This window comes from Thalassospira sp. SN3W (assembly GCF_038070535.1).
Taxonomy (GTDB): domain Bacteria; phylum Pseudomonadota; class Alphaproteobacteria; order Rhodospirillales; family Thalassospiraceae; genus Thalassospira; species Thalassospira xiamenensis.
Genome location: NZ_CP121124.1, coordinates 3,415,582 through 3,441,353, shown reverse-complemented (window position 1 = coordinate 3,441,353; position 25,772 = coordinate 3,415,582). Strand labels below are relative to the sequence as shown.

General features: G+C 56.3%; 27 protein-coding genes. 10 read left to right on the top strand and 17 right to left on the bottom strand.

The features are described 5' to 3' along the window. Window positions 1-105 precede the first annotated feature (105 nt). Window positions 106-1,323 (bottom strand): MFS transporter, encoded by a 1,218-nt coding sequence (locus tag P8T57_RS15730; protein ID WP_341363619.1) that lies wholly within the window; start codon window positions 1,321-1,323, stop codon window positions 106-108. A gap of 258 nt (window positions 1,324-1,581) precedes the next feature. On the opposite strand from P8T57_RS15730, the gene P8T57_RS15725 reads away from it, so the two are divergent. The 3 genes from P8T57_RS15725 to P8T57_RS15715 are packed head-to-tail and all read left to right on the top strand — an operon-like array spanning window position 1,582 to window position 4,817. After that, window positions 1,582-2,577 carry an L-threonylcarbamoyladenylate synthase gene (locus P8T57_RS15725; RefSeq protein WP_341363618.1) on the top strand — a complete coding sequence of 332 codons (996 nt, stop codon included), beginning with the start codon at window positions 1,582-1,584 and terminating at the stop codon, window positions 2,575-2,577. Window positions 2,578-2,612: 35 nt separating this feature from the next. Continuing rightward, window positions 2,613-4,028, top strand: coding sequence for an FAD-binding oxidoreductase (locus tag P8T57_RS15720; RefSeq protein ID WP_341363617.1), 1,416 nt, complete (start codon window positions 2,613-2,615; stop codon window positions 4,026-4,028). Window positions 4,029-4,067: 39 nt separating this feature from the next. Further along, on the top strand, window positions 4,068-4,817 hold the full coding sequence (locus tag P8T57_RS15715) for a DUF4336 domain-containing protein (RefSeq protein ID WP_341363616.1): 750 nt from the start codon (window positions 4,068-4,070) through the stop codon (window positions 4,815-4,817). 52 nt (window positions 4,818-4,869) lie between these two features. Here the strand turns inward: P8T57_RS15715 and P8T57_RS15710 are convergent, their stop codons facing one another. The 5 genes from P8T57_RS15710 to P8T57_RS15690 all read right to left on the bottom strand — a co-directional run bounded on the left by P8T57_RS15710 (window position 4,870) and on the right by P8T57_RS15690 (window position 8,667). After that, window positions 4,870-5,715, bottom strand: coding sequence for an HAD family acid phosphatase (locus P8T57_RS15710; protein WP_114095331.1), 846 nt, complete (start codon window positions 5,713-5,715; stop codon window positions 4,870-4,872). A 192-nt stretch (window positions 5,716-5,907) separates the two neighbouring features. Then, window positions 5,908-6,222, bottom strand: a complete 315-nt coding sequence (locus P8T57_RS15705; protein WP_341363615.1) for an acylphosphatase — start codon at window positions 6,220-6,222, stop codon at window positions 5,908-5,910. Window positions 6,223-6,245: 23 nt separating this feature from the next. Next, window positions 6,246-6,629, bottom strand: a complete 384-nt coding sequence (locus P8T57_RS15700) for a DUF1244 domain-containing protein (RefSeq protein WP_341363614.1) — start codon at window positions 6,627-6,629, stop codon at window positions 6,246-6,248. Next, a complete protein-coding gene (locus tag P8T57_RS15695) occupies window positions 6,622-7,368 on the bottom strand; it encodes an HAD family hydrolase (RefSeq protein WP_341363613.1) in 747 nt (248 codons plus the stop codon). Before P8T57_RS15695 ends, P8T57_RS15700 begins: the two co-directional genes overlap by 8 nt. A gap of 222 nt (window positions 7,369-7,590) precedes the next feature. Further along, window positions 7,591-8,667 carry an alcohol dehydrogenase family protein gene (locus P8T57_RS15690; protein WP_341363612.1) on the bottom strand — a complete coding sequence of 359 codons (1,077 nt, stop codon included), beginning with the start codon at window positions 8,665-8,667 and terminating at the stop codon, window positions 7,591-7,593. Between the two features lie 66 nt (window positions 8,668-8,733). Here P8T57_RS15690 and P8T57_RS15685 point away from each other — a divergent pair, with 66 nt between their 5' ends. Further along, window positions 8,734-9,261 (top strand): TetR family transcriptional regulator, encoded by a 528-nt coding sequence (locus tag P8T57_RS15685; protein WP_063093740.1) that lies wholly within the window; start codon window positions 8,734-8,736, stop codon window positions 9,259-9,261. Between the two features lie 76 nt (window positions 9,262-9,337). Here P8T57_RS15685 and accC read toward each other — a convergent pair whose 3' ends face one another. Both accC and P8T57_RS15675 read right to left on the bottom strand, forming a co-directional pair. Continuing rightward, window positions 9,338-11,338, bottom strand: coding sequence for an acetyl-CoA carboxylase biotin carboxylase subunit (accC, locus tag P8T57_RS15680; RefSeq protein WP_341363611.1), 2,001 nt, complete (start codon window positions 11,336-11,338; stop codon window positions 9,338-9,340). Window positions 11,339-11,370: 32 nt separating this feature from the next. Continuing rightward, window positions 11,371-12,903, bottom strand: a complete 1,533-nt coding sequence (locus P8T57_RS15675; RefSeq protein ID WP_007091463.1) for a carboxyl transferase domain-containing protein — start codon at window positions 12,901-12,903, stop codon at window positions 11,371-11,373. Window positions 12,904-13,210: 307 nt separating this feature from the next. On the opposite strand from P8T57_RS15675, the gene P8T57_RS15670 reads away from it, so the two are divergent. Further along, the gene (locus P8T57_RS15670; protein WP_341363610.1) at window positions 13,211-14,188 is read left to right on the top strand and encodes an ABC transporter ATP-binding protein; all 978 of its coding nucleotides are present in this window, start codon (window positions 13,211-13,213) and stop codon (window positions 14,186-14,188) included. A gap of 16 nt (window positions 14,189-14,204) precedes the next feature. Here P8T57_RS15670 and P8T57_RS15665 read toward each other — a convergent pair whose 3' ends face one another. Then, entirely contained in the window at window positions 14,205-14,924 is a 720-nt protein-coding gene (locus P8T57_RS15665) for an ATP12 family protein (RefSeq protein WP_240478834.1), read from the bottom strand. 265 nt (window positions 14,925-15,189) lie between these two features. Between P8T57_RS15665 and P8T57_RS15660 the strand changes: the two genes are divergently transcribed. The 3 genes from P8T57_RS15660 (at window position 15,190) to P8T57_RS15650 (ending at window position 17,873) form a co-directional block, all read left to right on the top strand. After that, window positions 15,190-16,212 carry an ABC transporter substrate-binding protein gene (locus tag P8T57_RS15660; protein WP_007091466.1) on the top strand — a complete coding sequence of 341 codons (1,023 nt, stop codon included), beginning with the start codon at window positions 15,190-15,192 and terminating at the stop codon, window positions 16,210-16,212. Window positions 16,213-16,289: 77 nt separating this feature from the next. Next, entirely contained in the window at window positions 16,290-17,084 is a 795-nt protein-coding gene (locus P8T57_RS15655; RefSeq protein ID WP_220150879.1) for an ABC transporter ATP-binding protein, read from the top strand. A gap of 18 nt (window positions 17,085-17,102) precedes the next feature. Beyond that, the gene (locus P8T57_RS15650; protein WP_037990952.1) at window positions 17,103-17,873 is read left to right on the top strand and encodes an ABC transporter permease; all 771 of its coding nucleotides are present in this window, start codon (window positions 17,103-17,105) and stop codon (window positions 17,871-17,873) included. Window positions 17,874-17,947: 74 nt separating this feature from the next. Here the strand turns inward: P8T57_RS15650 and P8T57_RS15645 are convergent, their stop codons facing one another. Beyond that, window positions 17,948-18,772, bottom strand: coding sequence for a dienelactone hydrolase family protein (locus P8T57_RS15645; RefSeq protein WP_341363609.1), 825 nt, complete (start codon window positions 18,770-18,772; stop codon window positions 17,948-17,950). A 279-nt stretch (window positions 18,773-19,051) separates the two neighbouring features. Here P8T57_RS15645 and P8T57_RS15640 point away from each other — a divergent pair, with 279 nt between their 5' ends. After that, window positions 19,052-19,666, top strand: coding sequence for an HAD family phosphatase (locus tag P8T57_RS15640; RefSeq protein WP_341363608.1), 615 nt, complete (start codon window positions 19,052-19,054; stop codon window positions 19,664-19,666). Between the two features lie 7 nt (window positions 19,667-19,673). Here the strand turns inward: P8T57_RS15640 and P8T57_RS15635 are convergent, their stop codons facing one another. Then, window positions 19,674-20,159, bottom strand: coding sequence for an SRPBCC domain-containing protein (locus P8T57_RS15635; protein ID WP_341363607.1), 486 nt, complete (start codon window positions 20,157-20,159; stop codon window positions 19,674-19,676). Beyond that, on the bottom strand, window positions 20,149-20,847 hold the full coding sequence (locus P8T57_RS15630) for an HAD-IA family hydrolase (protein ID WP_341363606.1): 699 nt from the start codon (window positions 20,845-20,847) through the stop codon (window positions 20,149-20,151). The genes P8T57_RS15635 and P8T57_RS15630 overlap by 11 nt, the downstream gene beginning before the upstream one ends. Window positions 20,848-21,050: 203 nt before the next feature. Here P8T57_RS15630 and P8T57_RS15625 point away from each other — a divergent pair, with 203 nt between their 5' ends. Further along, a complete protein-coding gene (locus P8T57_RS15625) occupies window positions 21,051-21,323 on the top strand; it encodes a hypothetical protein (protein WP_007091473.1) in 273 nt (90 codons plus the stop codon). Between the two features lie 88 nt (window positions 21,324-21,411). Here P8T57_RS15625 and P8T57_RS15620 read toward each other — a convergent pair whose 3' ends face one another. From P8T57_RS15620 to P8T57_RS15600, 5 genes are all read right to left on the bottom strand, one after another. Then, the gene (locus tag P8T57_RS15620; protein WP_037990960.1) at window positions 21,412-22,509 is read right to left on the bottom strand and encodes an RluA family pseudouridine synthase; all 1,098 of its coding nucleotides are present in this window, start codon (window positions 22,507-22,509) and stop codon (window positions 21,412-21,414) included. Further along, window positions 22,506-22,898: a fluoride efflux transporter CrcB gene (gene crcB, locus P8T57_RS15615; RefSeq protein ID WP_007091475.1), complete on the bottom strand. Its 393-nt coding sequence runs from the start codon at window positions 22,896-22,898 to the stop codon at window positions 22,506-22,508. The genes P8T57_RS15620 and crcB overlap by 4 nt, the downstream gene beginning before the upstream one ends. A 101-nt stretch (window positions 22,899-22,999) precedes the next feature. Further along, on the bottom strand, window positions 23,000-23,527 hold the full coding sequence (locus P8T57_RS15610; protein WP_051682309.1) for a DUF1499 domain-containing protein: 528 nt from the start codon (window positions 23,525-23,527) through the stop codon (window positions 23,000-23,002). 208 nt (window positions 23,528-23,735) lie between these two features. Continuing rightward, window positions 23,736-24,341, bottom strand: coding sequence for an NAD(P)H-dependent oxidoreductase (locus P8T57_RS15605; protein WP_341363605.1), 606 nt, complete (start codon window positions 24,339-24,341; stop codon window positions 23,736-23,738). 119 nt (window positions 24,342-24,460) lie between these two features. Continuing rightward, on the bottom strand, window positions 24,461-25,771 hold the full coding sequence (locus P8T57_RS15600; RefSeq protein ID WP_037990961.1) for a replication-associated recombination protein A: 1,311 nt from the start codon (window positions 25,769-25,771) through the stop codon (window positions 24,461-24,463). Window position 25,772: the final 1 nt, after the last annotated feature.

The following is a 25,772-nucleotide window of genomic DNA, read 5'->3' as shown; positions in this document are numbered from 1 at the left end:
CGCCGGAATCACGGCGACGCGGTCCGGGTCACTGCTGCAGGGCGACTGCCGGGCTAGAGCGTAAAATGGAGCCGCCATCCTGATGGCGGCTCTGCGCTGTCTGGGCTATTGCCCCGGTGCAGGTGTGGTCCGGCGCATCATCAAAAACAGCACCGAAATCCCCGCCGCCAGCAAGACCAGAACCGGCAGGGCCCAGTTCCCGATCATCACCAGAAGCGACGTCCCAGCCGACGGGCCAACGATGGCCCCCAGCGTATAGCTTTGCGAGACAATCACCAGAACGCCGACCTGATATCCCTGCCCCGCTCCTCCTCCTGCGCCTTGTCCTTTCACCCGGCCACTGGCCGCGATCAGGACAGCGGCGGTATAAAGCCCGGCCACCGCAACACCGAGCGCAAACAGGATGATCGCCGCCATGATGCCATATCCGGCAAGCGCCATGGGGACAGCGCCAACCAGAAGCAGACCAAAGCACAGCCAAGCCAGTTTGATCGGACCGCTTTTATCCGAAACATAACCGACAAGCGGCTGGCAGATCGTGCCGCCAAACACAAAGACCGCCGCCAGCCACAAACCAGCTTCGGCAAGGCCGGTGTCACGTTGCGATTGCAACGGCAGGACCGATAAAAAGCAGATTTCAACAAACCCCGCGACAAAGGCAATCAGCACCAGATCCCAATGATCAATCCAGCGCCGCAATGCTGCCCCCGCGCCCTTCTGGGTTGATGTCATTTCAAGGCGCGGCATGGCAACAGCACAGAAAAGCGGGATGATGGCCGCAACAAGGGCAATGCCAGACATGGCGAGTGCATCCGATCCAAACCAGCCGATCAGGATCGGCCCTAGAACAATGCCAAGCCCCATCAGGGTTTCATGAAAACCAACCACCCGGCCCAGTTTATCACGCGGGGCCAGTTGCACGATCAGCCCGTCACACACCACCCACCGCAAAATCAGCCCCACCCCGGCAAACAGGGTTGCGGGCAGGACAAGCGCCGATTGCGGCGCATACATCACCACGACAATCAGGGTGAAAAACGACAGGCCACTGACGACAAGCGGGATAACGGGATGGGTTTTACGTAAAATCGCCGCGACAAAGAACCCGCCGATCAGATCGGCAATCCAGTAAAGCGACAGCATCATGCCGCCATGCCGTTCGCCCAATCCGGCATTGGTCAGTGCCAGCGGCAGAAGTGTGTCGATCACGCCGATCTGAATGATCTGCGAAACAAACGAAGCCAGATTAATCAGGGCCAGCGGCACGGCAATATGGGTCGGGATCGTTGCTGCCTTGGAGAGTGATGGCATGTGCAAAGGCATAATGGCCCTCCTTGCGATGGATTACACCGTTCCGAGGGCCTGAGCGGGTGTTTGCAGCAGGCCGGATATGAAGGATGCAGGCTTTGACACGCACCACGCGCGAACCAGGATCAATCATGGGGTTCTTCCTGCGACCGACACCCTAAACCGGGACGATCATTCGATCAATGCAAACAGCGATAAAGTCGCTTCCAGCTTGTCATTCCCGACTATCATCGCTAGGTATTTCATAGAGCTATATTTTTTATGGAATGCTTGATGTCCCCGGCTTTGACGATCCGCCCCTATTCCGAAGGTGCCCTGACGCAGGCCGCGGCCAAGTTGCGCGCGGGCGAGCTTGTCGCGTTTCCGACCGAAACGGTTTACGGGCTGGGCGCGGATGCCACCAATGACGATGCGGTTGCGGGCATTTTTGCCGCCAAGCAACGGCCAAGCTTCAACCCCCTGATCAGCCATTTCCCTGATCGCGATGCCGCCGCCAAACATGCGGTTTTCGATGCGCGTGCCGATAAGCTTGCCGATGCGTTCTGGCCGGGTGCGCTGACGCTTGTTTTGCCAAAGCGTTCCGACAGCAATGTATCGCAATTGACCACCGCCGGCTTGCCAAGCATCGCGGTGCGTGTGCCCGCCCACGAAATGGCGCGCGCGCTGTTGCGTGCAGTTGGCCGCCCGATTGCAGCACCTTCGGCCAACCGATCCGGCCGGATCAGCCCGACAACAGCCGCCCATGTGGCAGCATCCCTTGGTAATGCGATTGGCATGATCTTGGATGGCGGGCCGTGCGGGGTCGGGCTTGAAAGCACGGTGATTGACCTGACCACCGACCGCGTCGTGATGCTCCGCCCCGGCGGGATTACCCGCGATCAGGTGGCGGAAGTTCTGGGATGCGACGTCGTGATGGCCGAAACCGATGACAACGCGCCCAAAAGCCCCGGAATGCTGACCAGCCATTATGCGCCGGGATTGCCGGTGCGGCTGAATGCGACGGCACCGGATCAGAAGAAATACGGCCATGAAATATTGCTGGCATTCGGCGATTGCGTGACCAAGGGGTTTGACAAGGTCCTGTGGCTTTCGAAAACCGGCGATGACCGCGAGGCCGCCGCCAACCTGTTTGCCAAACTGCACGAAGCCGATCAGCCACGCTTTGACGGGATCGCGATTGCGCCAATCCCGGATCACGGTCTTGGGCTTGCGATCAATGACCGGATGAAACGCGCCAGCGCGCCCCGCACCCTTCATCCGACCCCGTAATTCTTCCAACCTCAGCCGAGCGGAAAACAGCCCCCATGCACATCCTGCCCGCCAGCGCGATCAAGGAACTTCAGGATGCCCTTGGCCCGAAAGGCTGGAGCATGGAGGCCGATATACTGGCCACGCACAATGCCGAGGCACGTGGCAAGTTTGCAGGCGACGCGGGCATGGTGCTTTATCCCGCCAATACCGATGAAGTCGCCAAATGTGTCGCGATCTGTGCAACCCATGGCATTGCGATTGTGCCCCAGGGCGGCAATACCGGGCGATGCGGCGGGGCGGTTGCCAATGCAGCCGAGGTGATCCTGAACCTGAAACGGATGAACCGGATCATTGATATCGATGCGCGCGATTTTACCGCCACCGTCGAGGCGGGTGCGATCCTGCAAACTCTTCAGGAAGCTGCCCTTGATCGTGATCTGATCTTCCCGCTTAGCCTTGGGTCGGAGGGAACCTGCCAGATTGGCGGTAACCTTGCGACCAATGCCGGCGGGTTGAACGTCATCCGGTATGGCAATACCCGCGATCTGGTGCTGGGGCTTGAGGTTGTTCTGCCCGATGGCAGCGTGTGGAACGGGCTTTCGAAATTGCGCAAGGATAATACCGGCTATGACCTGCGCGATCTGTTTATCGGGGCCGAAGGGACGCTTGGCATTATCACCAAGGCGAGTTTGAAACTGTTTCCAAAGCCCCGCCATGTCGCGACCGCATGGGTTGCCGTCCCCGGACCGGATGCGGCCCTTGACCTTCTGGCACTCGCACGGCGCGAAAGCGGTGATGCAATTGCCGCGTTCGAACTGATCTGCGGCTTTGCCCATGATATGACGGTGGCACACCTGCCGGGGCTATCCGCCCCGCTTGCCGCCCCTTCGGACTGGTATGTGATGATCGAACTGACCTCGTCACGGCCCAAGGATGACCTGAACGAGGTCCTAAGCGACCTTCTGGAAGCCGCCCTTGAGGCCGGCCTTGCCAGCGATGCGGCATTGGCGCAGTCCGAAGCCCAGCGCGCCAATCTTTGGGCGATCCGCGAAGGCATCCCCGAGGCGCAAGGTTTTGAAGGCGGCAGTATCAAGCATGATGTGTCGGTCCCGGTTTCCAAGGTGCCGGAATTGCTTATACGTGGCATGGCAGCCGCCGGGGATCTGATTCCGGGCATTCGCCCCTGCCCGTTTGGCCATGTCGGCGATGGCAATATCCATTTCAACTTCACCCAGCCGGTCGAGATGGAAAAACAGGCATTTCTCGATTGCTGGGAAACGCTTAACCGTCTGATCCACGACATTGTCGCCGATCTTGGCGGCTCCATCAGTGCCGAACATGGCATTGGCAAGCTGAAGCTTGATGAACTCGTGCGCTATGCCAGCCCGGAAAAGATGAAGCTTTTGCGTGTGATCAAGGACGCGATTGATCCCGATGGTATGCTCAATCCCGGCAAGATCGTAAAATAAACCACATCATGGGCGCCCCCAACCCCATAAAGGTCTGCGATGTTTTCGATTGATACCTATGATCCGCTGAATGTTCCCAAGGCTGTTGGGGACGAAATCTGGATCATTGACGGCCCGGTGATCGGGTTTCAGTATCTCGGCATGAAATTGCCGTTTCCGACCCGGATGACGATCATCCGGCTGGCGTCAGAGAAGCTGTTTGTCCATTCACCGATCCGTTTGACGGCGGAGCTTAAGGCACGTGTTGATGCGCTGGGCGAAGTTGCCTGTCTGATTGCACCCAACACCATCCATTATGCTGGTGTGCCGGAATGGCAGGCGGCCTATCCGGCTGCGCAAAGTTTCTGTGCGCCCGGTGTGATCAAGCGGGCGAAGTCGGTCGACATGACGGTATCGTTTGATGCCGAACTGGCCGATACTGCCGAACCGGAATGGGCGGATGAAATCAAACAGGTGATGGTACGCGGCGGCTATTTATCCGAGGCCGTGTTTTATCACCCGAAATCAAACAGCCTGATCCTGACCGACCTGATCGAGAATTTCGAGGCGCACAAGATCAAAAGCCCGATCTGGCGGTGGCTGGTGCGGATGTTTGGCTCGATGGACCCGGATGGATGTGCGCCGCGTGATATGCGCATGACCTTTGCCGGGCATAAGGAAAGCCTGCGCAAGGCAGTCGATCAGATGATCGACTGGAACCCGGAACGGGTGATTATGTCGCATGGTCGCTGGTATGATCACAACGGCACAGCCGAGCTTAAACGCGCATTCCGCTGGGTCATGAAATAAGGGGCGCGCCGATCATGGCACGCCCCCTTTCTACCGTCAGATGCGAAAGAAATTATTCTTTCGGGCCGCCCCAGCTATTGAGCGCGTCAAGCTTGTCCTGACGGCGGGCTTCGGGGGATTTTTTCCAGTCATTGCCAAATGCCGCGGATTCCCATGATCCATAGGTCGGGTTTGGCAGCATGAACCAGCGTTCCCCCCAATAGGTCGCGTATTTGTCCATGACTTCGAGGCGTTCGTCGATGGTGCCATCGATATCATCGGTGAAATCGCCGAAGTTATCGCCAAACATCATGATGACGCGGAAATCCGCCGCCACCGCTTCGCGGCGGGTGGCCTTGGCCGAACCCCATTCTTCCTTTTCACCGCGCACCATCACATGATCCGCATCAGCATAAGGGAAGCCATATTCCTGCAGGTTTTTGATGGTCGCGGCTTCTTCGGCGGCCTTGCGGTTGGTGACATAGAAGACTTCAACGCCCTTGTCGGCCGCGGCCTTGGTCAGTTCCAGCGCGCCCGGGGTCGGGGTTGAAATCGCATCTTCGACAAATGCCGCCCAGGTTTTGGAGCTGTAAGACGTATTGGCGGTCACAACCCATGACTGATAGGCCGAGTTATCGAGCACGGTTTCATCAACATCAAGGATGATCGCGGGCGGCTTGGCCGAATAATTGCCATCCTGTTCAAGGGCGGCGGTCCAGCCATGATCACCAATCGCCGCATCGAGAAGACGCTGCGCGCCTGCATAAACCGAAAGGGCGGTGGTTTTATATTCGACCGAGGTCTGATACCACAGCGAGGCATTCAAACCGTCATTCTGTGCCGGTTCCTGGGCCTGCGCACCAAAGGCCGAACCCGCCAGAAGAACAGCAACGCCAAATGATTTCGTCGTCAATTTCATGTTTTATTCTCCCTGTTTGGTTCCCGATCCGGCCATCGCACACCCGATACGCAAAACAGCGATCTGACCAGCCGGACAGGATTGCAAGAGCATGCCACCGCACCGCACCAAAGAAAAAGCCTTTTTCTGCATCGGGGCGGAAAAAGGCTTTGGACGCGATTGGATAAAGGCGCCACTCAGGCTGCCCCGAAATCAGACAGTCGGGCGTTTTTCAAATGTGGTGAACCCGTCTTCAAGCCCGGGTTCTTCATGCACGCGGGTGACATTCGCATGCGTCGGGCCATCATGGCAGGCCGCGATCATGGATTGCACCCCGGCCACCGGGCCGCAAAACAGCGCCTCGACCGTACCATCCGCACGGTTGCGTACCCAGCCGGTCAAATCGCGTTTGCGGGCTTCCTCGACCGTCCAGGCGCGATACCACACGCCCTGCACCCGGCCTTCGATCCGGGCAAGGACGGAAATGTTTCCGGTGCCGGTTTGCGGGTCGGGTTCGGTGGTGGTCATGGCAACATCCTTTGATGTGATGTTTACTTCGCGCCGGGGATATTGGCGTGCAGATGGGCGGTGTCCTGAAACTTCTGTTTCTGTTCGGCTGTTGCCGGGGCCTGATGATTGTCTTTCCATTGATCATAGGTCATGCCGTAAACGACCTCGCGCGCACCATCATAATCCATAGGCACATCGCGTTCACGCGCTGCCGCCAGATACCATTTGGCAAGGCAGTTGCGGCAGAACCCGGCAAGGTTCATCAGATCGATATTCTGCACATCCTTGCGGTCCTGAAGATGCTGCACAAGGCCGCGAAAGGCGGCGGCTTCAAGTTCCAGCTTTGTTTGCGGATCAAGATTTGCCGCGGGGCCATTGGCAAGGGATGCCTCGGTCGACATTTCCGAACCGGCGCAATCAGACATTTTCCATACTCCCGACCGTGCCATAGGCAGGCAGGTCCTGTTCAAGTTTTTCGATATTCTCCGGGACCTCGGCAATGCTTTCGACCGTCACGAAATGATCATTGTCGATTTCGGTCTGATCGACCATTTCATGGACCCAGGTGATTTCATAGGGAATGTGGATCGCCGACCCGCCACACGCAAGCACCGGCAGGATATCGGACTTCAATGAATTGCCGATCATCACGGCTTCGGACGGCTCCACACCATAGCGACCAAAAATATTGCGATAGGTCAGCGGGTCTTTTTCCGAAACGATCTCGACCCCGGCAAACAGGCTTTCGAGGCCGGAACGCTCGATCTTGAGCTGCTGGGCGATCAGATCACCCTTGGTGATCAGGACGATCTTGCGATCAGACTGTTTGACATAATGGCGCAGCACCTCTTCGGCCCCGTCAATCAGACGGGTTGGCGCGCGTAGCATGGATTTGCCGATTTCGGCCAGTTCATGAATGTCGGCAGCACTTATTTTCTTGTCGGAAAGCTCAATCGCGGTTTCGATCATCGACAGGGTAAAGCCGGTAATACCGTATCCATAAATCGAAAGGTTGGACAGTTCCGCCTGATAGAGGCGATCATTGACCGTATCAGCATCGACATAGTGGGAAAGCATTTCGCGCAGGCGGATATGGGCGTCACGAAACAGCGGTTCGTTATGCCACAGCGTATCGTCGCCATCAAAAGCAATCAGTTTATACATATTCACGCCTCGTTTCTTGTTCTTGGATGGCCTTGCAGAAAGCACCCGGCCTCAATCCGCGACCATAAGTCAGCCGGAAATCCCCGTAAAGCCCCGTTTCCTGTATTTAATATGCGCAACAACTGTTCGAAAGGGGTTGCAAACCCGTCGGATCGAACAGGTATGGAACAAAAACGCCGGGGGAATGTTCCCCCGGCGCATTTCCCGGTTCTTTTCCCAAGCCTAGCTGACAAGAATACCGATCTTGCCGATATGCGATTTCGCAACGAATGCTTCCTGTGCCTTGGCGAGATCGCGAAGGTCGTAAACCTCCGCGACCAGCGGACGAATTTCACCCTTTTCGATATATTTCACCAGATCGGTGAAAACGCGATCTTCCTGATGGGTGCAGCCATAAAGTGTTAAATCCCTAAGATAAAGCGTGCGCAGATCAAGCTCGACAATCGGCCCGGCGATTGCCCCGGCCGTGGCATACCGACCAGCCGAAGCAAGGGTTTCAAGCAGTTCGGGCCAGCGGGGCCCGCCGACCAGATCGATCACGACATCAAAGCGGTTGCGCGGCAATTCATCTGCACGGTCAAGAACCTCATCCGCACCAAGATCACGCAGGACCTTGGCCTTTGACCCGCTTGACACCGCAACGACATAGGCCCCGCGCCGCTTGGCAAGCTGAATGGCCGCAGAACCGACACCGCCCGATGCCCCGGTTACAAGAACGCGTTCCGCCCCAAGGCCTGTGCGCTGGATAATCCCCTCGGCGGTTGAAAACGCGCATGGGAAGGATGCAAGATCGGTGTCCGACAGGTCCGATTTGATGGCAATCGCGTTTTTATCCGCGACCACGGCATATTGCGCAAAGGCCCCGTTCGTCTCGCTGCCGAATGTTTCGACCCGGTGTGTTCCGTCCTCGTTGGGAACGGATTGCAGGGCGCGAACCAGAACACGCTGCCCAAGGCGCGCGGGATCAACACCCTGCCCGACCGCGACAATCGTGCCGCAACAATCCGCCCCCTGAATATGGGGAAAGGCCAAAGCCCCGCCCGACCAGGTGGCATCGGCAAGGGCATCCTCGCCAAAACCGGCATCGCTGCCGTCGCTCGTGGCACCGCGAACGGCCTTTGAATACCAGGCGATGCGCGTATTGATATCAGTATTGTTGACCGACGATGCCCCGACCTTGATCAGGACCTGTCCGGCTTCGGGGGTTGGCGTTTCCAGGTCTTCGCGCCATTCGAGCTTATCAAGCCCGCCGTGCCCGGTCAGGACGACGCCATGCATTTTTGTCGGGATATCGGTCATTGGTTACTCCATGTAGAACGATTACTCTACTTGCCAAGGTAAAGGGAACGTTCTACATTTGTCAACATGACGGATACAAAACTGAAAATCGCCGCCGGTCTTGAGCGGGCCTTTGCCAAGGGCGGCTTTGCCGAACCCAGTGTTGACGACCTGCGCGAAGCCGCCGATGTCAGCCTGCGCACGCTCTATAAATACACACCATCGCGGGCCGACATGGTGCATCTCGCCCTTGAACACCGCCATCAGCGCTACATTGATTTGCTGTTTACCGATTTGCCCGAAGCCCCCGACAGAGCCCTCTCGGCAATCATTGATCGCGTCGGTGTCTGGATGGAAACAGAGGCAAGCCACGGCTGCCTGTTCCACGCCGCCGTTGCCGCATCACCGGGCGATCAGGTGCTGCGCGATTTGCTATCACGCCATAAGGTCGAGGTCGCAACCAAAGCCGCCATCGCCACAGGGCGACAGGGATACGAGATCGAGCTTAACCTGATCCTTGAAGGATTAACGCAAAGCTTCACCCTGCACGGCGCAAAAGCCATTGCCGCAGCGAAGCGTCTGGCGGGTGGGATACCGACGCACTCCAACCCATAGGATTTCTGCTCCGAAAGGAAAAGGCGCTGGCCCGAAGACTAGCACCTTTTATTGCACCTTCAAGGGATCAGGCGGCTTATTCGTCCTTCTCGAACTCGATGATGATCGCATCCACCGAAAGGTTCGCGCCCTGCTCGGCGTGGATTTTTTTGACGACACCTTTGCTTTCGGCCTTGAGCACATTTTCCATTTTCATCGCTTCAAGGATGCAAAGTTCCTCGCCCGGCTGGACGGTCTGGCCTTCGGTCACCGATACCTTGACCAGCAAGCCCGGCATCGGCGACAGCAGGAAGTTTGACAGATCGGGCGGTGCCTTGAACGGCATCAGTTTTTGCAATTCGGCGACACGGGGCAGCATCACCTTGAAGCTGCGCTGGATGCCGTTGGCCGACAGGCGATAGCCCACCCCTTCGACGTCGATCTGCACACAGACCGGCGCGCCGTCAATTTCGCCGACAAACAGCGCATCGCCGATTTTCCAGTCGGATGACACGCCATAGCTGCGGTCCCCGATGGCGACGATATAGTCATTGTTAACACCGTCAATTTCGATATCGAACGCGGTGTGATCATCGCCCGATACCGCGACCCAGCTTTCGGCAACCTGCAACGGATGATCGCTGACCTGTCCGGTCACGCGCGCATTGCGTTCGGCCACCCGCTGATTGAGGTATGCGGCAACCACCACCAGCATCGCCGGATCATCATTGGGCAGATCATCGGCGGAAAAACCGTTGGGATATTCTTCGGCGATGAAATTGGTGGTGATATTGCCCGACTGGAACCGTTTATTGGCCATCACGGCGGCAACAAACGGGATATTGTGCGAAATGCCACGGATGTAATAGGCGTCAAGGGCGGCCCGCATTTCCGCAATCGCATCATCGCGGGTTTCGCCATATGTCACCAGCTTTGCGACCATCGGGTCGTAATACATCGAAATCTCGCCGCCTTCGAACACACCGGTATCAACACGCACGGATGCGCTCTCGGCTGGCGGCTGATACCGCACCAGACGCCCGGTGGAAGGCAGGAATTCGCGGAACGGGTCCTCGGCATAAATGCGGGTTTCCATCGCCCAGCCGGTCAGCTTGACATCATCCTGCGCGAGCGTCAGTTTTTCGTCATTGGCGATGCGGATCATCCATTCCACAAGGTCCTCGCCCGTCACCAGTTCGGTCACCGGATGTTCGACCTGAAGCCTTGTGTTCATTTCAAGGAAGTAGAAGTTCTTGTCCTTGTCGACGATGAATTCCACCGTCCCGGCAGAGCAGTAATTCACCGCATGCGCCAGTGCGACGGCCTGTTCGCCCATGGCCTTTCGGGTTTCGGGATCAATAAAAGGCGACGGGGCTTCTTCGACGACCTTCTGATGGCGGCGCTGGATCGAACATTCGCGTTCGCCAAGGTAAATGCCATGCCCGTGTTTATCGCAAAGCACCTGAATTTCGATATGGCGCGGTTCTTCGACGAATTTTTCGATAAAGACACGATCATCACCAAACGAGCTTGCGGCTTCTGACGTGGCACGCTCGAACCCTTCGCGGCATTCGGCATCGTTGCGCGCAATGCGCATGCCCTTGCCGCCACCGCCAGCAGACGCCTTCAACATCACCGGATAGCCGACATCATTGGCGATTTTGATCGCCTCGTCGGTGTCCTTGATCACGCCCATATAGCCCGGAACGGTTGAAACACCGGCCTCAGATGCGATTTTCTTGGACGTGATCTTATCGCCCATCGCGGCAATCGCGCCAACCGGCGGGCCGATAAAGGCGATTTTGGCGGCATCAAGCGCCTTGGCAAAGGCCTGATTTTCCGAAAGGAAGCCATAACCGGGATGGACGGCCTCCGCCCCCGTGGATTTGCAGGCATCGATGATTTTATCAATCACCAGATAGGACTGATTGGAGGGTGCCGGACCGATATGCACGGCCTCGTCGGCCATCTGCACATGCAGAGCATTTTTATCGGCGTCGGAATAAACCGCCACCGTGGCAATGCCCATTTTGCGGGCCGATTTGATCACGCGGCAGGCAATTTCACCGCGGTTGGCAATCAGGATTTTCTTGAACATAAAGGTGCTCTCCCCAATGGATTGTCGCGGCGTTAAAGCGGAATGTTGCCGTGTTTGCGGGCCGGGTTTTTGATGTCCTTGTTGCGCAGCATCGCAAGCGACTTGCACACGCGCCTGCGCGTGCCATGCGGCATGATGACATCGTCAATGAAACCCTTGCGCCCCGCGACAAACGGGTTGGCAAATTTTTCACGGTATTCTTCCGTGCGGGCCTCGATCTTTTCGGGATCGTTCATATCGGCCCGGAAAATGATTTCCACCGCGCCCTTTGGCCCCATCACCGCGATTTCGGCGGTCGGCCAGGCATAGTTGACGTCACCGCGCAGATGCTTGGATGCCATCACGTCATAGGCCCCGCCATAAGCCTTGCGCGTAATCACGGTGACCTTCGGCACCGTCGCTTCGGCATAGGCATAAAGCAGTTTGGCACCGTGCTTGATGATGCCACCATATTCCTGTGCGGTTCCCGGCATGAAGCCCGGCACATCGACAAAGGTGACAATCGGGATATTATAGGCATCACAGAACCGTACAAACCGCGCGGCCTTTTTCGAACTGGCGATATCAAGACAGCCCGCCAGAACCATCGGCTGATTGGCAACGATGCCGACCGTGCGGCCATCCATGCGCGCCATGCCGATGATGATGTTTTTGGCATGATCGGGCTGAATTTCGTAAAAGTCGCCTTCATCGACGACCTTTGTGATCAGTTCCTTCATGTCATAAGGCATGTTGGGATTTTCCGGCACCAGCGTATCAAGCGAGAAATCATCGCGCATGATCGGGTCTTCGCACAGGCGTGCGGGCGGTTTTTCCTTATTGGATAGCGGCAGGAAATCCATGAAACGACGGGTCTGCAACAACAGATCAACATCGTTTTCAAACGCCAGATCGGCCACCCCGGAAATGCTGGTATGGGTCATCGCCCCGCCGAGTTCCTCGTGGGTGACTTCCTCGTGCGTGACGGTTTTGACCACATCGGGGCCGGTCACGAACATATAGGAACTGTCCTTGACCATGAAAATGAAGTCGGTCATGGCCGGGCTATAAACTGCCCCGCCGGCGCACGGCCCCATGATAAGGGAAATTTGCGGGATAACGCCGGATGCCTCGACATTGCGCTGGAACACATCGGCATAACCCGCAAGGCTTTCGACACCTTCCTGAATACGCGCCCCACCGGAATCGTTAAGCCCGATCACGGGCGCGCCGACTTTCATCGCCTGATCCATGATCTTGCAGATCTTGCGCGCATGGGCACCCGAAAGCGCACCGCCAAATACGGTGAAATCCTGGGAAAAGACGAACACCAACCGACCATTGATCGTGCCATGCCCGGTGACCACGCCATCGCCGGGAATGCGGTTTTCGGGCATGCCGAAATCAACGCAATCATGTTCGACAAACATGTCCCATTCCTCGAACGAGCCTTCGTCAAGAAGAACATCAAGCCGTTCGCGCGCGGTCAATTTGCCCTTGGCATGCTGATTGTCGATGCGGCGCTGACCGCCGCCCATGGCCGCCTCTGCGCGTTTGACTTCGAGCTTGGCGATAATATCCTGCATATTGCGTGATCCTTACTTTGGGCCGCCCGGAATGCGTTCATGACGATGGTCATGCCGGTGATGCAATCTGAATGATGATTTGGAATAGCATTATTCGGTACTGGAATGCCAATTATTTTTCACAGTCTGGCACAAGATGAAAATAGCCTGTAAAGGCCTGATTTCCCTAACGTCATTGCGATATGTGAGGACGGGCTGGACTAAAGTCTAGAAGCAGGTCGACAAATACCAATATTCAGGACAAGCCGGGCACCAAACGGCTTCTGGCGCGTTAAGGCCTTATGATATCCATCAGAACGGTCCTTTCATGAAGCTGTTTCGCATCCGCCCGCACGAGCCGAAATCCACCGGCGATAATCGCCCTGCGCAATCCTTATGGCGTTATATCTGGCTTATGAGCGGCCGACACCAGATCGTTGTATGCCTGATTGCCATATCGGTGGCGGCCCTTGGCATCGTGCCGCTGGAACTGCAACGCCGCCTGGTCGACGATGCGATCAGCAAACAGGATATGTCGCTTCTGACCATGCTGGCGGTGATCTATCTGGCGGTTGTTGTGGTTCATTCGGCGACCAAATTCATGCTTCGGATGTATGAAGGCTGGCTCAGTGAAAGTGCGATCCGCCACAACCGCCGCCATCTCAGCCGCCTTTATGCCGAAGACCGCACCGGCAATGGCGAAGGCGAAAATGGCCGGGCAGTTTCGATCATCGGATCGGAAATCGAAAAACTGGGCGGCTTTGTGGGCGATGGATTGTCGCAGCCGGTCGTGAATGCGGGGATGCTGATTTTCGGAATTGGCTATATGGTCAGTGTCGAGCCGATCATCGGACTGATCGGTATTCTGGCGCTGATCCCGCAAATCGCGCTGGTGCCGGTCATTCAAAAACAGATCAACCGGCTGATTGAAAAGCGCGTGGAAAAAATGCGCGAAGTCAGCGACGAACTAAGCGAACTCCACCCTGGCGAAGATGACGATCACAAGGAACTTCTGGACCCGATCCATAGCGGCATCAGTTACCTTTATAACAACCGCATGTGGTTTTTCATCCTCAAGTTCGGAATGAAAACCCTGATCAATCTGCTTAATGCGCTTGCCCCGCTTTCGGTGCTGATTGTGGGCGGCTATCTTGCGATCAAAGGCGAAACATCGGTCGGGATTATTGTCGCGTTCATTTCCGGTTTTGACCGGATGTCATCACCAATGCGCGAATTGCTGTCCTATTACCGGATGGCGGCACAGGCCGCCGTACAGCATCGCATGATCGCGAAATGGATGAATTGATCAGGGCAACGAATGTTTATCGCTGCCCGATCAGATCAAGATACCGCCCCGCGGCCAGCAGTTCCGCGCGATGACGTTCGCGGCGCGCAACCGCCTCGGCATCAGCACCCCAATGCTCGATGGAATAGCTTTCATCAAGCTGGGAAACCTCAAACGCCTGCTCGGCACTGATCCGGCCGCGCAGGGTCGCAAGCCCGATGATCACCGATCCCGACACCGTCGTCAGGGTGTGAAGGGCTGTCAGGTAGTAATCATCAAGTGCCTCGATCTCGTCCTGAATACGCAGAAGGGCCTCGTCTTCCTGCGAGATCGGCATCACGCCCTCGGTCACTTTAAGCGACACACCCAGTTCATGATGCGCCCAGTCAAGCAACGGCTGCCATGCTTCGGCCTGCTGGCGGACAAGGTCATCGGGGAAGGATGCGCGATAGCATAACAGGTCAGACCGGCCAAATCCGGTCAGTTCCGCAATCACGCCAAACCGGTGCGGGCGCACGCGGTCAATCGCGGTTGCGGCCAGTTGCATGATCGGCATCGTGGTCGGCAGAACCTTTTCCCCCTGCGCATCCCATTCGGCCGCAATTTCATGCGCCAACGGTTCCGCCGGCAACACGAATTCGGCCTTGGACGGCGATTTTACCGGCCTTCCGTCCAGATGGATACGCCAGCCCTGCGCATCTTCGTCGCGCACGGCTTCGGCTTTTTTGTAAAAACGTTTGATCGATTTTGTAAGCATGATGGCGATATGCCCAAATCCGTTTCCATGTGCAAGCGATTTGATTGGACCGCCATGTTCAAAGGCGATTATCAAGAATTTCTGTATAATTTTTGATCAATTTACCCCATTGACCATTTATTAAACAACCGTACTCTGCCCGTAACAGTCCCTTCATATCAGGAAAACCGGCAAAAAAGGGATTTGGCACAGGCATTGCTGTGCGATCAGGGGTATCATTCGGTCAATGGGTCGTCAAAAAGACCCGAAACAGGAGGCTTCATTAATGGTGAGACTTAAAGCGCGGCTACTTGGCGCGACCGTCGGCATTGCCGTTGCACTTGGTGCGCAATCCGCCATGGCCCAGATGGCGATCAAATTTACACTCGACTGGAAATTCGAAGGCCCGGCAGCCCCCTATGTGCTGGCCAAGAAAAAGGGCTATTTCTCCGACGAGGGCCTTGATGTGACGATTGATTCCGGGAACGGATCGGTCGGTTCGATCACACGCGTTGCCAGCGGCGCCTATGATGTCGGCTTTGCCGATATCAACTCGATGCTGGAATTCAATGCATCGAACCCGGATCGCGCGATGAAGTCGGTCTTCATGGTTTATGACCGCCCGCCGTTTTCGTTGTTCATGCTGAAAAAAAGCGGCATCACCAAGCCCGAAGACCTGATTGGCAAGACGCTGGGCGCGCCGGTTTTCGATGCATCGCGCAAACTTTTCCCGGCCTTTGCACAGGCAACCGGGCTTAAGCTTGACGATGTCAAATGGGAAAGCATGGACCCGCCGCTGCGCGAACCGATGCTGGTGCGTGGTGACGTTGATGCGATCACCGGTCACTATTTCACATCAATCCTGAACCTTCAGGCACAGGGCATTTCCAAGGATGATCTGACCGTTTTCAAATATTTCGATTACGGCATGGATTTCTATGGCAATGCGATGATTGCATCGCCCGACATGATGGAAAACCATCCGGAAGAACTGCGCGCATTCCTGCGTGCGGTCGTCAAGGGATGGCGTGATGCGATTGCCAACCCCGAAGAAGCCATTGCGGCCCTTAAGGATACCGATCCGCTGATTGACCCGGCCCTTGAATTGCAGCGCCTTCAGATGACGATTGATGACAATGTCGTCACCGAGGTGACGCTTAAAGAAGGCATGGGCCAGATCAAGACCGACCGCATGAACAAGGCGATTGACCAGGTCAGCCTGGCATTTGGCATTGAAAACAAGCCAACCGTTGCGGATATCTTCACCGACATTTTCATGCCCGGCGATAAAGACCGGATGCTGAAATAACTGCCACGCCAGACCACGCAAACGGGGCCGGGCAAACCGGCCCCGACACATAATAAATCATCAGGATACGCAGGGGGATGACTGCCGTGTCGAAAAGCTTTGTCGAACTCGACAATGTCCGGCTTCGTTACAGCGAAGGTGACGATCTGGCATTGGAAACAACAAACATGAAGATCAACAAGGGCGAATTCATTGCCGTTGTCGGACCTTCGGGATGTGGCAAGTCATCGCTGCTGAAACTGGTATCAGGATTGATGCCGCCCAGCGAAGGCACGGTTATCGTCGATAACAAGGAAGTTTCCGGGCCGCTTAAGATCGTCGGCATGGCGTTTCAGAACCCGACCCTTCTGCCGTGGCGAACGACCCTTGATAACGTCCTGCTGCCGATGGAAATCGTCAAGCCGCATCGCAACCGCCTGCGCAAGCACCGTGCCGAATATGAAGACCGCGCGCGAAAGCTTCTGGCCAGTGTCGGGCTTGAAGGCCAAGAAAACAAATACCCGTGGGAATTGTCAGGCGGGATGCAGCAACGCGCATCGCTCTGCCGGTCATTGATCCATGAACCCGATCTTCTGATGCTCGACGAGCCGTTCGGTGCCCTTGATGCCTTCACCCGCGAAGAGCTTTGGGACATCCTGCAAAATCTTTGGATGGTGCGGCCCTTTACCGTGATCCTGGTGACCCATGATCTGCGCGAAGCAGCCTATCTCGCCGATACGATTTATGTGATGTCCAAGCGCCCGGGTACGATTTTGGTCCAGCGTGAAAACACCCTGCCCCGCCCGCGCGATCAGGAAACGACATTCACGCAGCCCTTCACCGATCTGGTCCACGAATTGCGCAGTCACATCCGTGACGTGCGCGCGGCATAAGGGAAGGTTGAAAGCATCATGGCCAAGAAAAAAGACCTGTCCAAAGCCACCCCCTGGATCAGTGCAATCGGGCTTTTCGTGATCTGGGAACTGATTGTCCGGATTTTCAATATTCCGGTCTATATCCTGCCGACCCCGTCGGAAAGCATCATGGTCGGCTGGGATTTCCGCGGTGCGATCTGGATGCATGCGGTTCATACGCTTTATACGACCCTGGCGGGCTTTGCCATTGCGGTCGTGTTTGGTGTGGTTCTGGGCGCGCTTGTCGGGTCCAGCAAGGCGGTTTATGACGCGGCCAACCCGCTTCTGGTCGGGTTCAACTCGGTGCCAAAGGTGGCACTTGTCCCGGTTCTTGTCATGTGGTTTGGCATCGGTACGGTGCCCGCGATCATCACCGCATTCCTGATTTCGTTTTTCCCGATTGTTGTCAATGTGGCGACGGGACTGGCAACGCTTGAACCGGAATTGCGCGATGTGTTGCGATCCCTTGGCGCGACCCGGCGCGATATTCTGATCAAGGTAGGATTCCCACGTGCGATGCCCTATTTCTTTGCATCGCTCAAGGTTGCGATCACGCTGGCCTTTGTCGGTTCGGTGATTTCCGAAACCGTCGCATCAAACCTTGGTGTTGGCTATCTGATGTTGTCGGCATCGTCGAAATTCAACATGCCGCTGGTGTTTGCCGGGTTGCTGGTGATCGCGGTGATGGGGATTGCGATGTACGAGCTGTTTAACATCATCGAACGCCGGTCCACCAAATGGGCCAATCGCGGAAATCCGACCAATTAAGATCGCACCGCTTGGGCACGCAAAAGGCCGGGAAAACCCCGGCCTTTTGATGTTCTGGCGATTGCGATAAAGCCTTAGGACAGATGGGCGTCAAAGAAACCCATCGTGCGTTCCCACGCCAGTTTGGCATCCTCGGCGTCATAACGGCCGCCGGTCGGATTGGCAAAGGCGTGATCGGCTTCGTACCAGAAAATCTGATAGTCGGCTTTCCCGGCTTCCTTGAGGGATTCCTCGAACCCGTTGACCATCGATTTGTTGATGCTTTTATCAAGGGTGCCGAAATGCCCCATCAGCGGCGCGTTCAGGGTTGAAACCTGCTCGGCGGTCTTTTTGACATTGCCGTAATAGACAACAACCGCATCGACATCGGCGGCAAGCGCGGTATTGAGCGACCAGCCACCACCAAAGCACCAGCCAACCGTTCCCACCTTGCCGGTTGAATCCTTGTGATTTTTAAGGAATTTGACGGATTCCTGCAATTTTTCGGTGGCAATCGCCGGATTGACTGCCGACATCAGCGCCTTTGCCCCGTCGGCCGAGGTTGCGGGCGGCTTACCATACAGATCAACCGCAAGCGCGATATAGCCCTGCTTGGCATATTCTGCCGCAACCGCGCGGATCTGATCATTCAGGCCCCACCATTCATGGATCAGAATGACGGTCGGGGCCGGAAGGGTTGCCGGCATGGCGATTTCGGCGGTCATTTTTTCCCCGCCCGGCGTGGTGATGGTCACGGGGGACAATGTCGATCCGGCGGCATGGGCCAAAATCGGATCGGCCAGAATAACCGCAAGCGGCAAGGCAACCGCGCCTTTAAGGAACAGACGGCGATCTTCATCCGTGGCCTTCGGCGGCGGGCCGAGATGGTCGTTTACGCCACATCCGTCAAGCGTGCACATATTCAAGCCTCCTCTGTCTGGTTACGATCAGGCGTTTTATCAGGTTGTATTTTGCATGATGCTCTTAGCGTCATCATTTCGCAAGAAGCGAAGAATTTGCAAATCACGCGCGCGTCATAAATCCCTGTCACCCCAAAGAGTACGCACTCAAACCCGTTACAGATCAACCCTTTGTACCGCCATCCTGGCAATTGTCATGCAAATGTCCCCTTGCCCTGTCTGCTGTTGCCTGCTTTAACAGCCAAACGTCGATCCCGTTCCCAATCATCCGAGGAAATCATGCGTACTATCGAAACGGTTCTTTTTGATCTGGGCGGCGTTCTGGTCGATTGGGATCCACGGCATCTGTATCGCAAGATTTTCAAAGATGATGCCGAAATGGAACGTTTCCTGACAGAAATCTGTCATCCGCACTGGAATTTCCTGCATGACAAGGGTGCGCTTCGCTTTACCAAATCAATACCCGATCTTCAGCATCGCTATCCGGAATATAGCGACCAGATCGCGGCATGGATGGACCGCTGGCCGGAAATGATGAAGGGGTCGATTGACCGCACCGTTCATATTCTTGAAGAACTGAAATCACGCGGCAATGTGCGTTTGTTTGCGCTGACCAACTGGTCGGCGGATACCTGGCCGCATGCGATTGAACGGTTCGGTTTCCTAAGCCATTTCGAAGGCATTCTGGTATCGGGTCAGGAAAAACTGGCCAAGCCCGACCCGCAGATTTTCGATCTGACCGCCGCGCGGTTCAAGCTTGATCCGCGCGAAACCCTGTTTATCGATGACAGCGAAAAGAATATCCAGCAGGCGCGCGAAATGGGCTTTGCCACCCACTGGTTCCGTGACCCGATCCGCCTGCGCCGCGATTTGATGGAATATGGCCTGCTTTAAAAAGCAGTCAGTGGCGCTTGGCCGTCAGGTAATTGGCAAAGCACTGTTCGAAAACATATTTCCAGCCGCTTTCATAGCCGTCGCGGACCATCGGGGCGATTTCGCCCAGATTTTCCCAGTCCCAATGCTTGAGCCGGATCACACAGCGGCCAAAGGCATTCTGTTCGAACGTGACACTAATGCGGGTATAAGCCCCTTCTTCCCAGCCCGGATGCCAGGTAAAGGCAACATGTTCGCCTGCCTGCCAGATATCGACAGTGCCCCAGACCACCGGATCGCGGCCCTTGGCATGCTCGACAATCTTGCCGCCAAGGCCCGGATTGATTTCGACAGATTTGCAGTTTTCACGCGCCAGCGAATGGCTGTCGGTCGGCCACCAATTGCCAAAGCCATTGGTGAATGCCTCGAACGCGTATTCCGGTTCGACCGGAACGGTGATTTCCACCCGGATCGGTTTCAGATCGTCATCTTTGTGATCGGCTTCAGGCAGCATCGCGGCCAGTTCCCCACATGGTTTCCAGCAATCCGGGCAGCTGATCGAAATGATCAATCACGGCATGCGCCCCGGCATTGTTCAGCGTTTCAATATCGTGATAGCCCCAACTGACACCAATCGACAGCATCCCCGCCGCCCGGCCCATTTCGATATCATAGGCGGTATCGCCAATGATCACCGCATTGGGCGCATCCACACCGGTTTCATCCATGGCCGCATGCAACATCGACGGATGGGGTTTGCTCGGATGATTGTCGCATGTCTGAAGGGTAACGAACCGGCCTTCAAGTGCGTTGCGCGCCAGAACGGCATCAAGACCGCGGCGCGCCTTGCCCGTCGCAACCCCCAAAAGCCAGTTGCGCGTATCCAGTGCGGCCAGCATTTCGCGCACACCGGGGAAAAGCGGCTCGTAAAAATCCGGGGTCTGGCGCAATTCAAAGAATGCCGCCTTATAGGCCGCGGTGACGCCTTCAATAATTGCGTCATCGATCATGCCCGGTGCGGCAAGCTTGCGGATCGCTTCAGGCAGGCTCAGACCGATGATGGTACGTGTCTTTTCAAGGCCGGGGCAATCAAGGTCATGTGCGGCAAAGGCATGATCCATGCAATGCGCAATCGCATGCTGGCTATCAACCAGCGTACCGTCACAATCAAAAACCACAAGCCTGAGCGGATCGTTCGCCATCAAAAGTCATCCAGTTCTGTTCATATCGCGGCGGAGACTATTCCAAAGTCCGCCAAAGATCGAGTCTCTAGCCCATGCAAAGTCGACGCATTTTTTGCTCTGCGGCAAGCAATGGAAACCAATGGTAAATTTCAACACGCTTTCGAACACCCCAAGGTAGGGTTAGGATGATCCTGTTAGCACGCAAACTGCGGAGGCTGAACATGCTCACACTGCGGGACTGCATCGATTTTAGCGATCTGAGCGAGGAGGAAATCCTCGCGATTGCCGAGTGTGAACACATCCCCCTTCTGACCGCCCTTGAGGAAGGCGAAAGCATGGTGCACACCCCACGGGGGCGCAAACGGATTGCTATTATGATCAAAAGCCAGGCGGAAATGTGCGAACGTACGGGAAATACGGTCCACGCCCAACATCTGCGCCGGGTTCATGATGCGTTTATCAACCGCTTCGACAAAATGGTCGCGCGCCCTTAAAGATCGATTGTCATCAACGCCGTTGACAGGGACGAAAAAGCCGACGCACTGCGTCGGCTTTTCGCGTTTCGGACACTGAACGCATCCGTTATCTTTTCCGCAACCGGGACGGCTTTGCCTTGGGTTTCGGTTTGATTTCCTTTTCCCGGTGGATTTCCGGCGTCAGGAATTTGGTTGGCGTTTTCGGATCAAAGTTCAGCGCTTTGATGGTTGCGCTGAAATGTTCGGGCACCGGGGCTTCGATCACGACGCGATGGCCGGTCACCGGATGGGGAAAGTCAATCGCGCGCGCATGCAGATGCATCTGGTTTGACAGTCCATCAAGAAACGCTTTGGCCCCGCCATATTTACCATCGCCAAGGATCGGGCATTCCATCGCCTGACAATGCGCGCGCAGCTGGTGGGTACGACCGGTTAGCGGCGACAGGGCAAGCCACGCCGCACGGCGTCCGGCACGGGCCAACTGACGATAGATCGTCTGGGCCGATTTGCCTTCTTTTTCGTCGATGACCATCTTTTCACCGCCCTTGCCGCCATGTTTGGCAAGCGGGGCATCAATCAGACCTTCGCGTTCATCGGGCGCACCCGATACAATCGCCCAGTACAATTTCCGCGTGGTCTTGTCCTTGAATGCCTTGGTCAGGGCATTGGCCGCCGATGCCGACCGTGCAAGCAACAGCACGCCGCTGGTGTCCTTATCAAGACGATGCACCAGTTTCGGGCGTTCCTTGCTATCAAGCTTTAACGCATCAAGCATGCCATCAACATGAAGGTCGGTATTGGTCCCGCCCTGCACCGCCAGACCGGCGGGCTTGTTGATCGCCAGAACCACTTCGTCATAGAAAATGACGGAATCGCGCAGCGCCTGAAGTTCTTCCTCGGTCGCGTTCGATTTGGCCGGGCCGGATTTTACATGCTGGGCCGCATTGGCCGCATCGTAATTGCCCTCCGCCCATGGCCCCATACCGCCGCCCGACATGACCGGCGCGGGGGGAACACGGACTTCCTGACCGGGCTCAAGGCGCTGACCGGCCTTGGCACGTTTGCCATCAACACGGATCTGACCACCCCGCAGGAACTTCTGAACCTGCCCAAAGGTAAATTCCGGGCAGTTCCGTTTGAACCAGCGATCCAGCCGCATTTCGGCTTCGTCATTCTTAACCTTGCGCAGAGTGACGCCACTCATTGCAGAACTCCCCTTACCAGCGCGATTGCGCCGAACAATGCTGCGATGCCAACGCAGACCGAAACCGCGACATAAAGGCCAGAAAGGCCGATATTACCGCGTTCATATAAGGTCGCGACATCGAGCGAAAAAGTCGAAAACGTTGTAAACGCCCCCAGAAAGCCGGTCACAAGGAAGGCCCGCATTTCAGGACTGAGCGACAGCTTGACCGCCGAAAGCTCGATCAGAAGTCCCATCAGGAAGGAGCCGACGATATTGACCGTCAAAGTCCCCCATGGAAATCCGTGACCAAGTGTCGCCCCCATCAGGGCCGAAACACCATATCGGGCAACCGCCCCGATAGCCCCGCCCAATGCGATGGATGCGATAAACAACGGTGAAAATTGCATGGCGCGGAACCTAGTCTTTCAGTTCTGAAAAGTCACGTGTGAAAACATCATGGGCGGGTCGCATTCCGGTACACCAACCAAACCCCGTCGCAAACGAACAATCAGTTCTGCGGCGCGGCCTGCCGGCCAATCAGGGCGACGGTTGCCGCCATCCATGATTTCAGGCGTTTTTCATTCTGGCCGAAATCGTCACTGCCATAGACGGATCGGGAATAGGCAAAAACGCGGCTGCCGCCATTTTCACCGGGAATGACCTTGACATCAACCCAGTCGGGAAAACGGAAAACAGGCGTCCGGGCAAGGAAGCGCAATTCAAGCGCCAATCCATTCCCCTCGACAAGTTTCATGCCTTGTGCGCCCGCGGTTGCCTGCAAGGCGGTTGCGACGGTATCGGGCGATGCATCGAATACCGGGCTTGGCACGTTGCGATCGGTCGATGGGCAGGCATCCGGCGGGCAGACCAGGAAATAGGTCGGTGATTGCGGCAGGTCGATATCCGGTCCCAGACTGATGTCTGCCGGCTCATCTGCCATCAACATACTGTCGAGCAATCCGCTGAAACGGATTACGGCAAATGTCAGTCCGCCGACAAACAGAAGCCATGCCAGTACAATCGCTACGCGTTTCACAAAAATTCCCCGTTCCCGTTTTGCGTGCCCTGCTGTAACGCAAGACTCCCTAAATACCGGTTAATTCCTGTAATTCGTCAAGTTAACAAATACGAAAATGCCCAAACGAGATGCTCGTTCGGGCATTTTTGGGAAACCAATGGACCGCAACGGGGGGGGATGGATTGCGATGATCGATTTCCCGCGGGCAATGCAACAGGGGTAGGCGTTATGCCGCCGTCGGAAGCGGTGCAGCAGCCACATTGGCAATCGCACGTTCCATGGCTTCTTCGGCGTTTACCGCGAAACCGGATGCATCGATAACGTCAATATCGGAAATACCGACGAAACCAAGAACCTGTTTCAGATACGGGGTCGCGAAATCGGCCGGGCTGTTGACCGGAACACCGCCGGTGGCAACAACGATATAGGCTTTCTTGCCTTCAAGCAGGCCTTTCGGGCCATTTTCAGTGTAGTTGAAGGTCACACCGACACGGGCGATCAGGTCAACCCAGGCCTTAAGCGTCGACGGGACCGAGAAATTATACATCGGCGCACCGATCACAACGACGTCGGATGCCTGAAGCTCGGCAACCAGTTTGTCGGAAACGGCGATCACGTCTTTCTGTGCCTCGGTACGGTTTTCAGCCGGGGTATAGAACGCGCCGACAATCTCGCCGGTCAGGGCCGGGATCGATTTGTCATTGAGGTCACGTTCAACAACATTGGCAGTCGGAGTTGCGGCAACAATACGTTCGATCAGCTTTGATGCGATCTGACGCGAATTGGAATTTTCGCCGTTAACCGAGGCATTGATATGCAGGATCGAAGTCATGTGAATTCTCCAAGTCCGGGTTTGTTTCTGTTACCCCGACTTTAACAGTTTCCATGACGATGATTATCCGATGTCTTTTCACCAGATTGTTGACCAAAAGAGAACAACACACCTGCCGATTAGTCTTCGCCGCGCTGCTTTTGACGTTCCCGGCGTAATTTATCGAAATAGTCGACCCGCTTTTTCAAATCACGTTCAAAACCGCGTTCGACCGGTTCGTAAAAATTCTGGCGGCGCATGCCATCGGGAAAATAATTCTGCCCGGAAAAACCGTCTTCCTGATCATGGTCATAGGCATAGCCACTGCCATAGCCGATATCCTTCATCAGCTTGGTCGGCGCATTGAGGATATGGGCAGGCGGCATCAGCGACCCGGTATCACGTGCGACCTTCAATGATCGTTTATAGGCGGCATAACCGGCATTTGATTTGGGGGCCAGCGCCAGATAGATCACCGCCTGCGCCAGCGCCAGTTCACCTTCGGGACTGCCAAGGCGTTCATACGCCTCCCACGCACCAACACAAATCTGCTGCGCCTGCGGATCGGCAAGTCCGATATCCTCGACCGCCATCCGGGTGATGCGGCGCGCGACGAATTTCGGGTCCTCGCCCCCGGCCAGCATCCGATTAAACCAGTACAGGGCCGCATCCGGGTCCGACCCCCGCACCGATTTATGCAGCGCACTGATCAGGTTATAATGACTGTCATCGCCCTTGTCATAAAGCGGCATGCGCTTTTGCACGGTACGCGACAGTTCGGCAACGCCAAGCGGCCCATCGTCACTGGGCGGCAGCAAAAACAGCTCTTCGGCAAGGTTCAGCAAATAACGGCCATCCCCATCGGCCATGGCGCGCAGCGTCACCCGTGCTTCGGGCGACAGGGGCAGCTCGAACCCCATTTCCTTTTCCGCACGCACCAGAAGCTCTTCAAGCCCCTGATCATCGAGGCGTTTAAGCACCAGCACCTGACAGCGCGACAGCAACGCCGCGTTCAGCTCGAACGAGGGGTTTTCGGTTGTCGCCCCGATCAGGGTAATGGTGCCGTCTTCAACAAACGGCAGGAAGCTGTCCTGTTGTGCCTTGTTGAAACGGTGGATTTCATCAATGAACAAAAGGGTCGATGCCCCGGTTGCCCGCCGCCCGCGTGCCCGGTCAAACACCTTGCGAAGGTCCGCAACCCCGGAAAAGATCGCCGACAAGGGCTCGAACGCCATATCGGCAACATCGGCCATCAGGCGCGCCAGCGTCGTTTTACCGCAGCCCGGCGGCCCCCAAAGAATGACCGATGGCACACGCCCGGTATTGATCATGCGCGTAATCGGTCCCTCATCCCCGAACAGATGCCCCTGTCCGACAACCTCATCCAGCTTGGCCGGACGCAGCCTGTCGGCCAAGGGCCGGGATGCCTGACTTTCAAACAGTGACGCCATA

What these genes read in the sequence shown, in the direction of transcription:
- P8T57_RS15600 (WP_037990961.1), bottom strand. Translation starts at nt 25,771, where the DNA reads ATGGCGTCACTGTTTGAAAGTCAGGCATCCCGGCCCTTGGCCGACAGG.
- P8T57_RS15675 (WP_007091463.1), bottom strand. Translation starts at nt 12,903, where the DNA reads ATGCAGGATATTATCGCCAAGCTCGAAGTCAAACGCGCAGAGGCGGCC.
- P8T57_RS15630 (WP_341363606.1), bottom strand. Translation starts at nt 20,847, where the DNA reads ATGGCGAACGATCCGCTCAGGCTTGTGGTTTTTGATTGTGACGGTACG.
- P8T57_RS15635 (WP_341363607.1), bottom strand. Translation starts at nt 20,159, where the DNA reads ATGCTGCCTGAAGCCGATCACAAAGATGACGATCTGAAACCGATCCGG.
- P8T57_RS15625 (WP_007091473.1), top strand. Translation starts at nt 21,051, where the DNA reads ATGCTCACACTGCGGGACTGCATCGATTTTAGCGATCTGAGCGAGGAG.
- P8T57_RS15720 (WP_341363617.1), top strand. Translation starts at nt 2,613, where the DNA reads ATGCACATCCTGCCCGCCAGCGCGATCAAGGAACTTCAGGATGCCCTT.
- P8T57_RS15655 (WP_220150879.1), top strand. Translation starts at nt 16,290, where the DNA reads ATGACTGCCGTGTCGAAAAGCTTTGTCGAACTCGACAATGTCCGGCTT.
- P8T57_RS15725 (WP_341363618.1), top strand. Translation starts at nt 1,582, where the DNA reads ATGTCCCCGGCTTTGACGATCCGCCCCTATTCCGAAGGTGCCCTGACG.
- P8T57_RS15640 (WP_341363608.1), top strand. Translation starts at nt 19,052, where the DNA reads ATGCGTACTATCGAAACGGTTCTTTTTGATCTGGGCGGCGTTCTGGTC.
- P8T57_RS15710 (WP_114095331.1), bottom strand. Translation starts at nt 5,715, where the DNA reads ATGAAATTGACGACGAAATCATTTGGCGTTGCTGTTCTTCTGGCGGGT.
- P8T57_RS15690 (WP_341363612.1), bottom strand. Translation starts at nt 8,667, where the DNA reads ATGACCGATATCCCGACAAAAATGCATGGCGTCGTCCTGACCGGGCAC.
- P8T57_RS15715 (WP_341363616.1), top strand. Translation starts at nt 4,068, where the DNA reads ATGTTTTCGATTGATACCTATGATCCGCTGAATGTTCCCAAGGCTGTT.
- accC (WP_341363611.1), bottom strand. Translation starts at nt 11,338, where the DNA reads ATGTTCAAGAAAATCCTGATTGCCAACCGCGGTGAAATTGCCTGCCGC.
- P8T57_RS15650 (WP_037990952.1), top strand. Translation starts at nt 17,103, where the DNA reads ATGGCCAAGAAAAAAGACCTGTCCAAAGCCACCCCCTGGATCAGTGCA.
- P8T57_RS15620 (WP_037990960.1), bottom strand. Translation starts at nt 22,509, where the DNA reads ATGAGTGGCGTCACTCTGCGCAAGGTTAAGAATGACGAAGCCGAAATG.
- P8T57_RS15700 (WP_341363614.1), bottom strand. Translation starts at nt 6,629, where the DNA reads ATGTCTGATTGCGCCGGTTCGGAAATGTCGACCGAGGCATCCCTTGCC.
- P8T57_RS15660 (WP_007091466.1), top strand. Translation starts at nt 15,190, where the DNA reads ATGGTGAGACTTAAAGCGCGGCTACTTGGCGCGACCGTCGGCATTGCC.
- P8T57_RS15645 (WP_341363609.1), bottom strand. Translation starts at nt 18,772, where the DNA reads ATGTGCACGCTTGACGGATGTGGCGTAAACGACCATCTCGGCCCGCCG.
- P8T57_RS15695 (WP_341363613.1), bottom strand. Translation starts at nt 7,368, where the DNA reads ATGTATAAACTGATTGCTTTTGATGGCGACGATACGCTGTGGCATAAC.
- P8T57_RS15705 (WP_341363615.1), bottom strand. Translation starts at nt 6,222, where the DNA reads ATGACCACCACCGAACCCGACCCGCAAACCGGCACCGGAAACATTTCC.
- P8T57_RS15670 (WP_341363610.1), top strand. Translation starts at nt 13,211, where the DNA reads ATGAAGCTGTTTCGCATCCGCCCGCACGAGCCGAAATCCACCGGCGAT.
- P8T57_RS15685 (WP_063093740.1), top strand. Translation starts at nt 8,734, where the DNA reads ATGACGGATACAAAACTGAAAATCGCCGCCGGTCTTGAGCGGGCCTTT.
- crcB (WP_007091475.1), bottom strand. Translation starts at nt 22,898, where the DNA reads ATGCAATTTTCACCGTTGTTTATCGCATCCATCGCATTGGGCGGGGCT.
- P8T57_RS15730 (WP_341363619.1), bottom strand. Translation starts at nt 1,323, where the DNA reads ATGCCTTTGCACATGCCATCACTCTCCAAGGCAGCAACGATCCCGACC.
- P8T57_RS15605 (WP_341363605.1), bottom strand. Translation starts at nt 24,341, where the DNA reads ATGACTTCGATCCTGCATATCAATGCCTCGGTTAACGGCGAAAATTCC.
- P8T57_RS15665 (WP_240478834.1), bottom strand. Translation starts at nt 14,924, where the DNA reads ATGCTTACAAAATCGATCAAACGTTTTTACAAAAAAGCCGAAGCCGTG.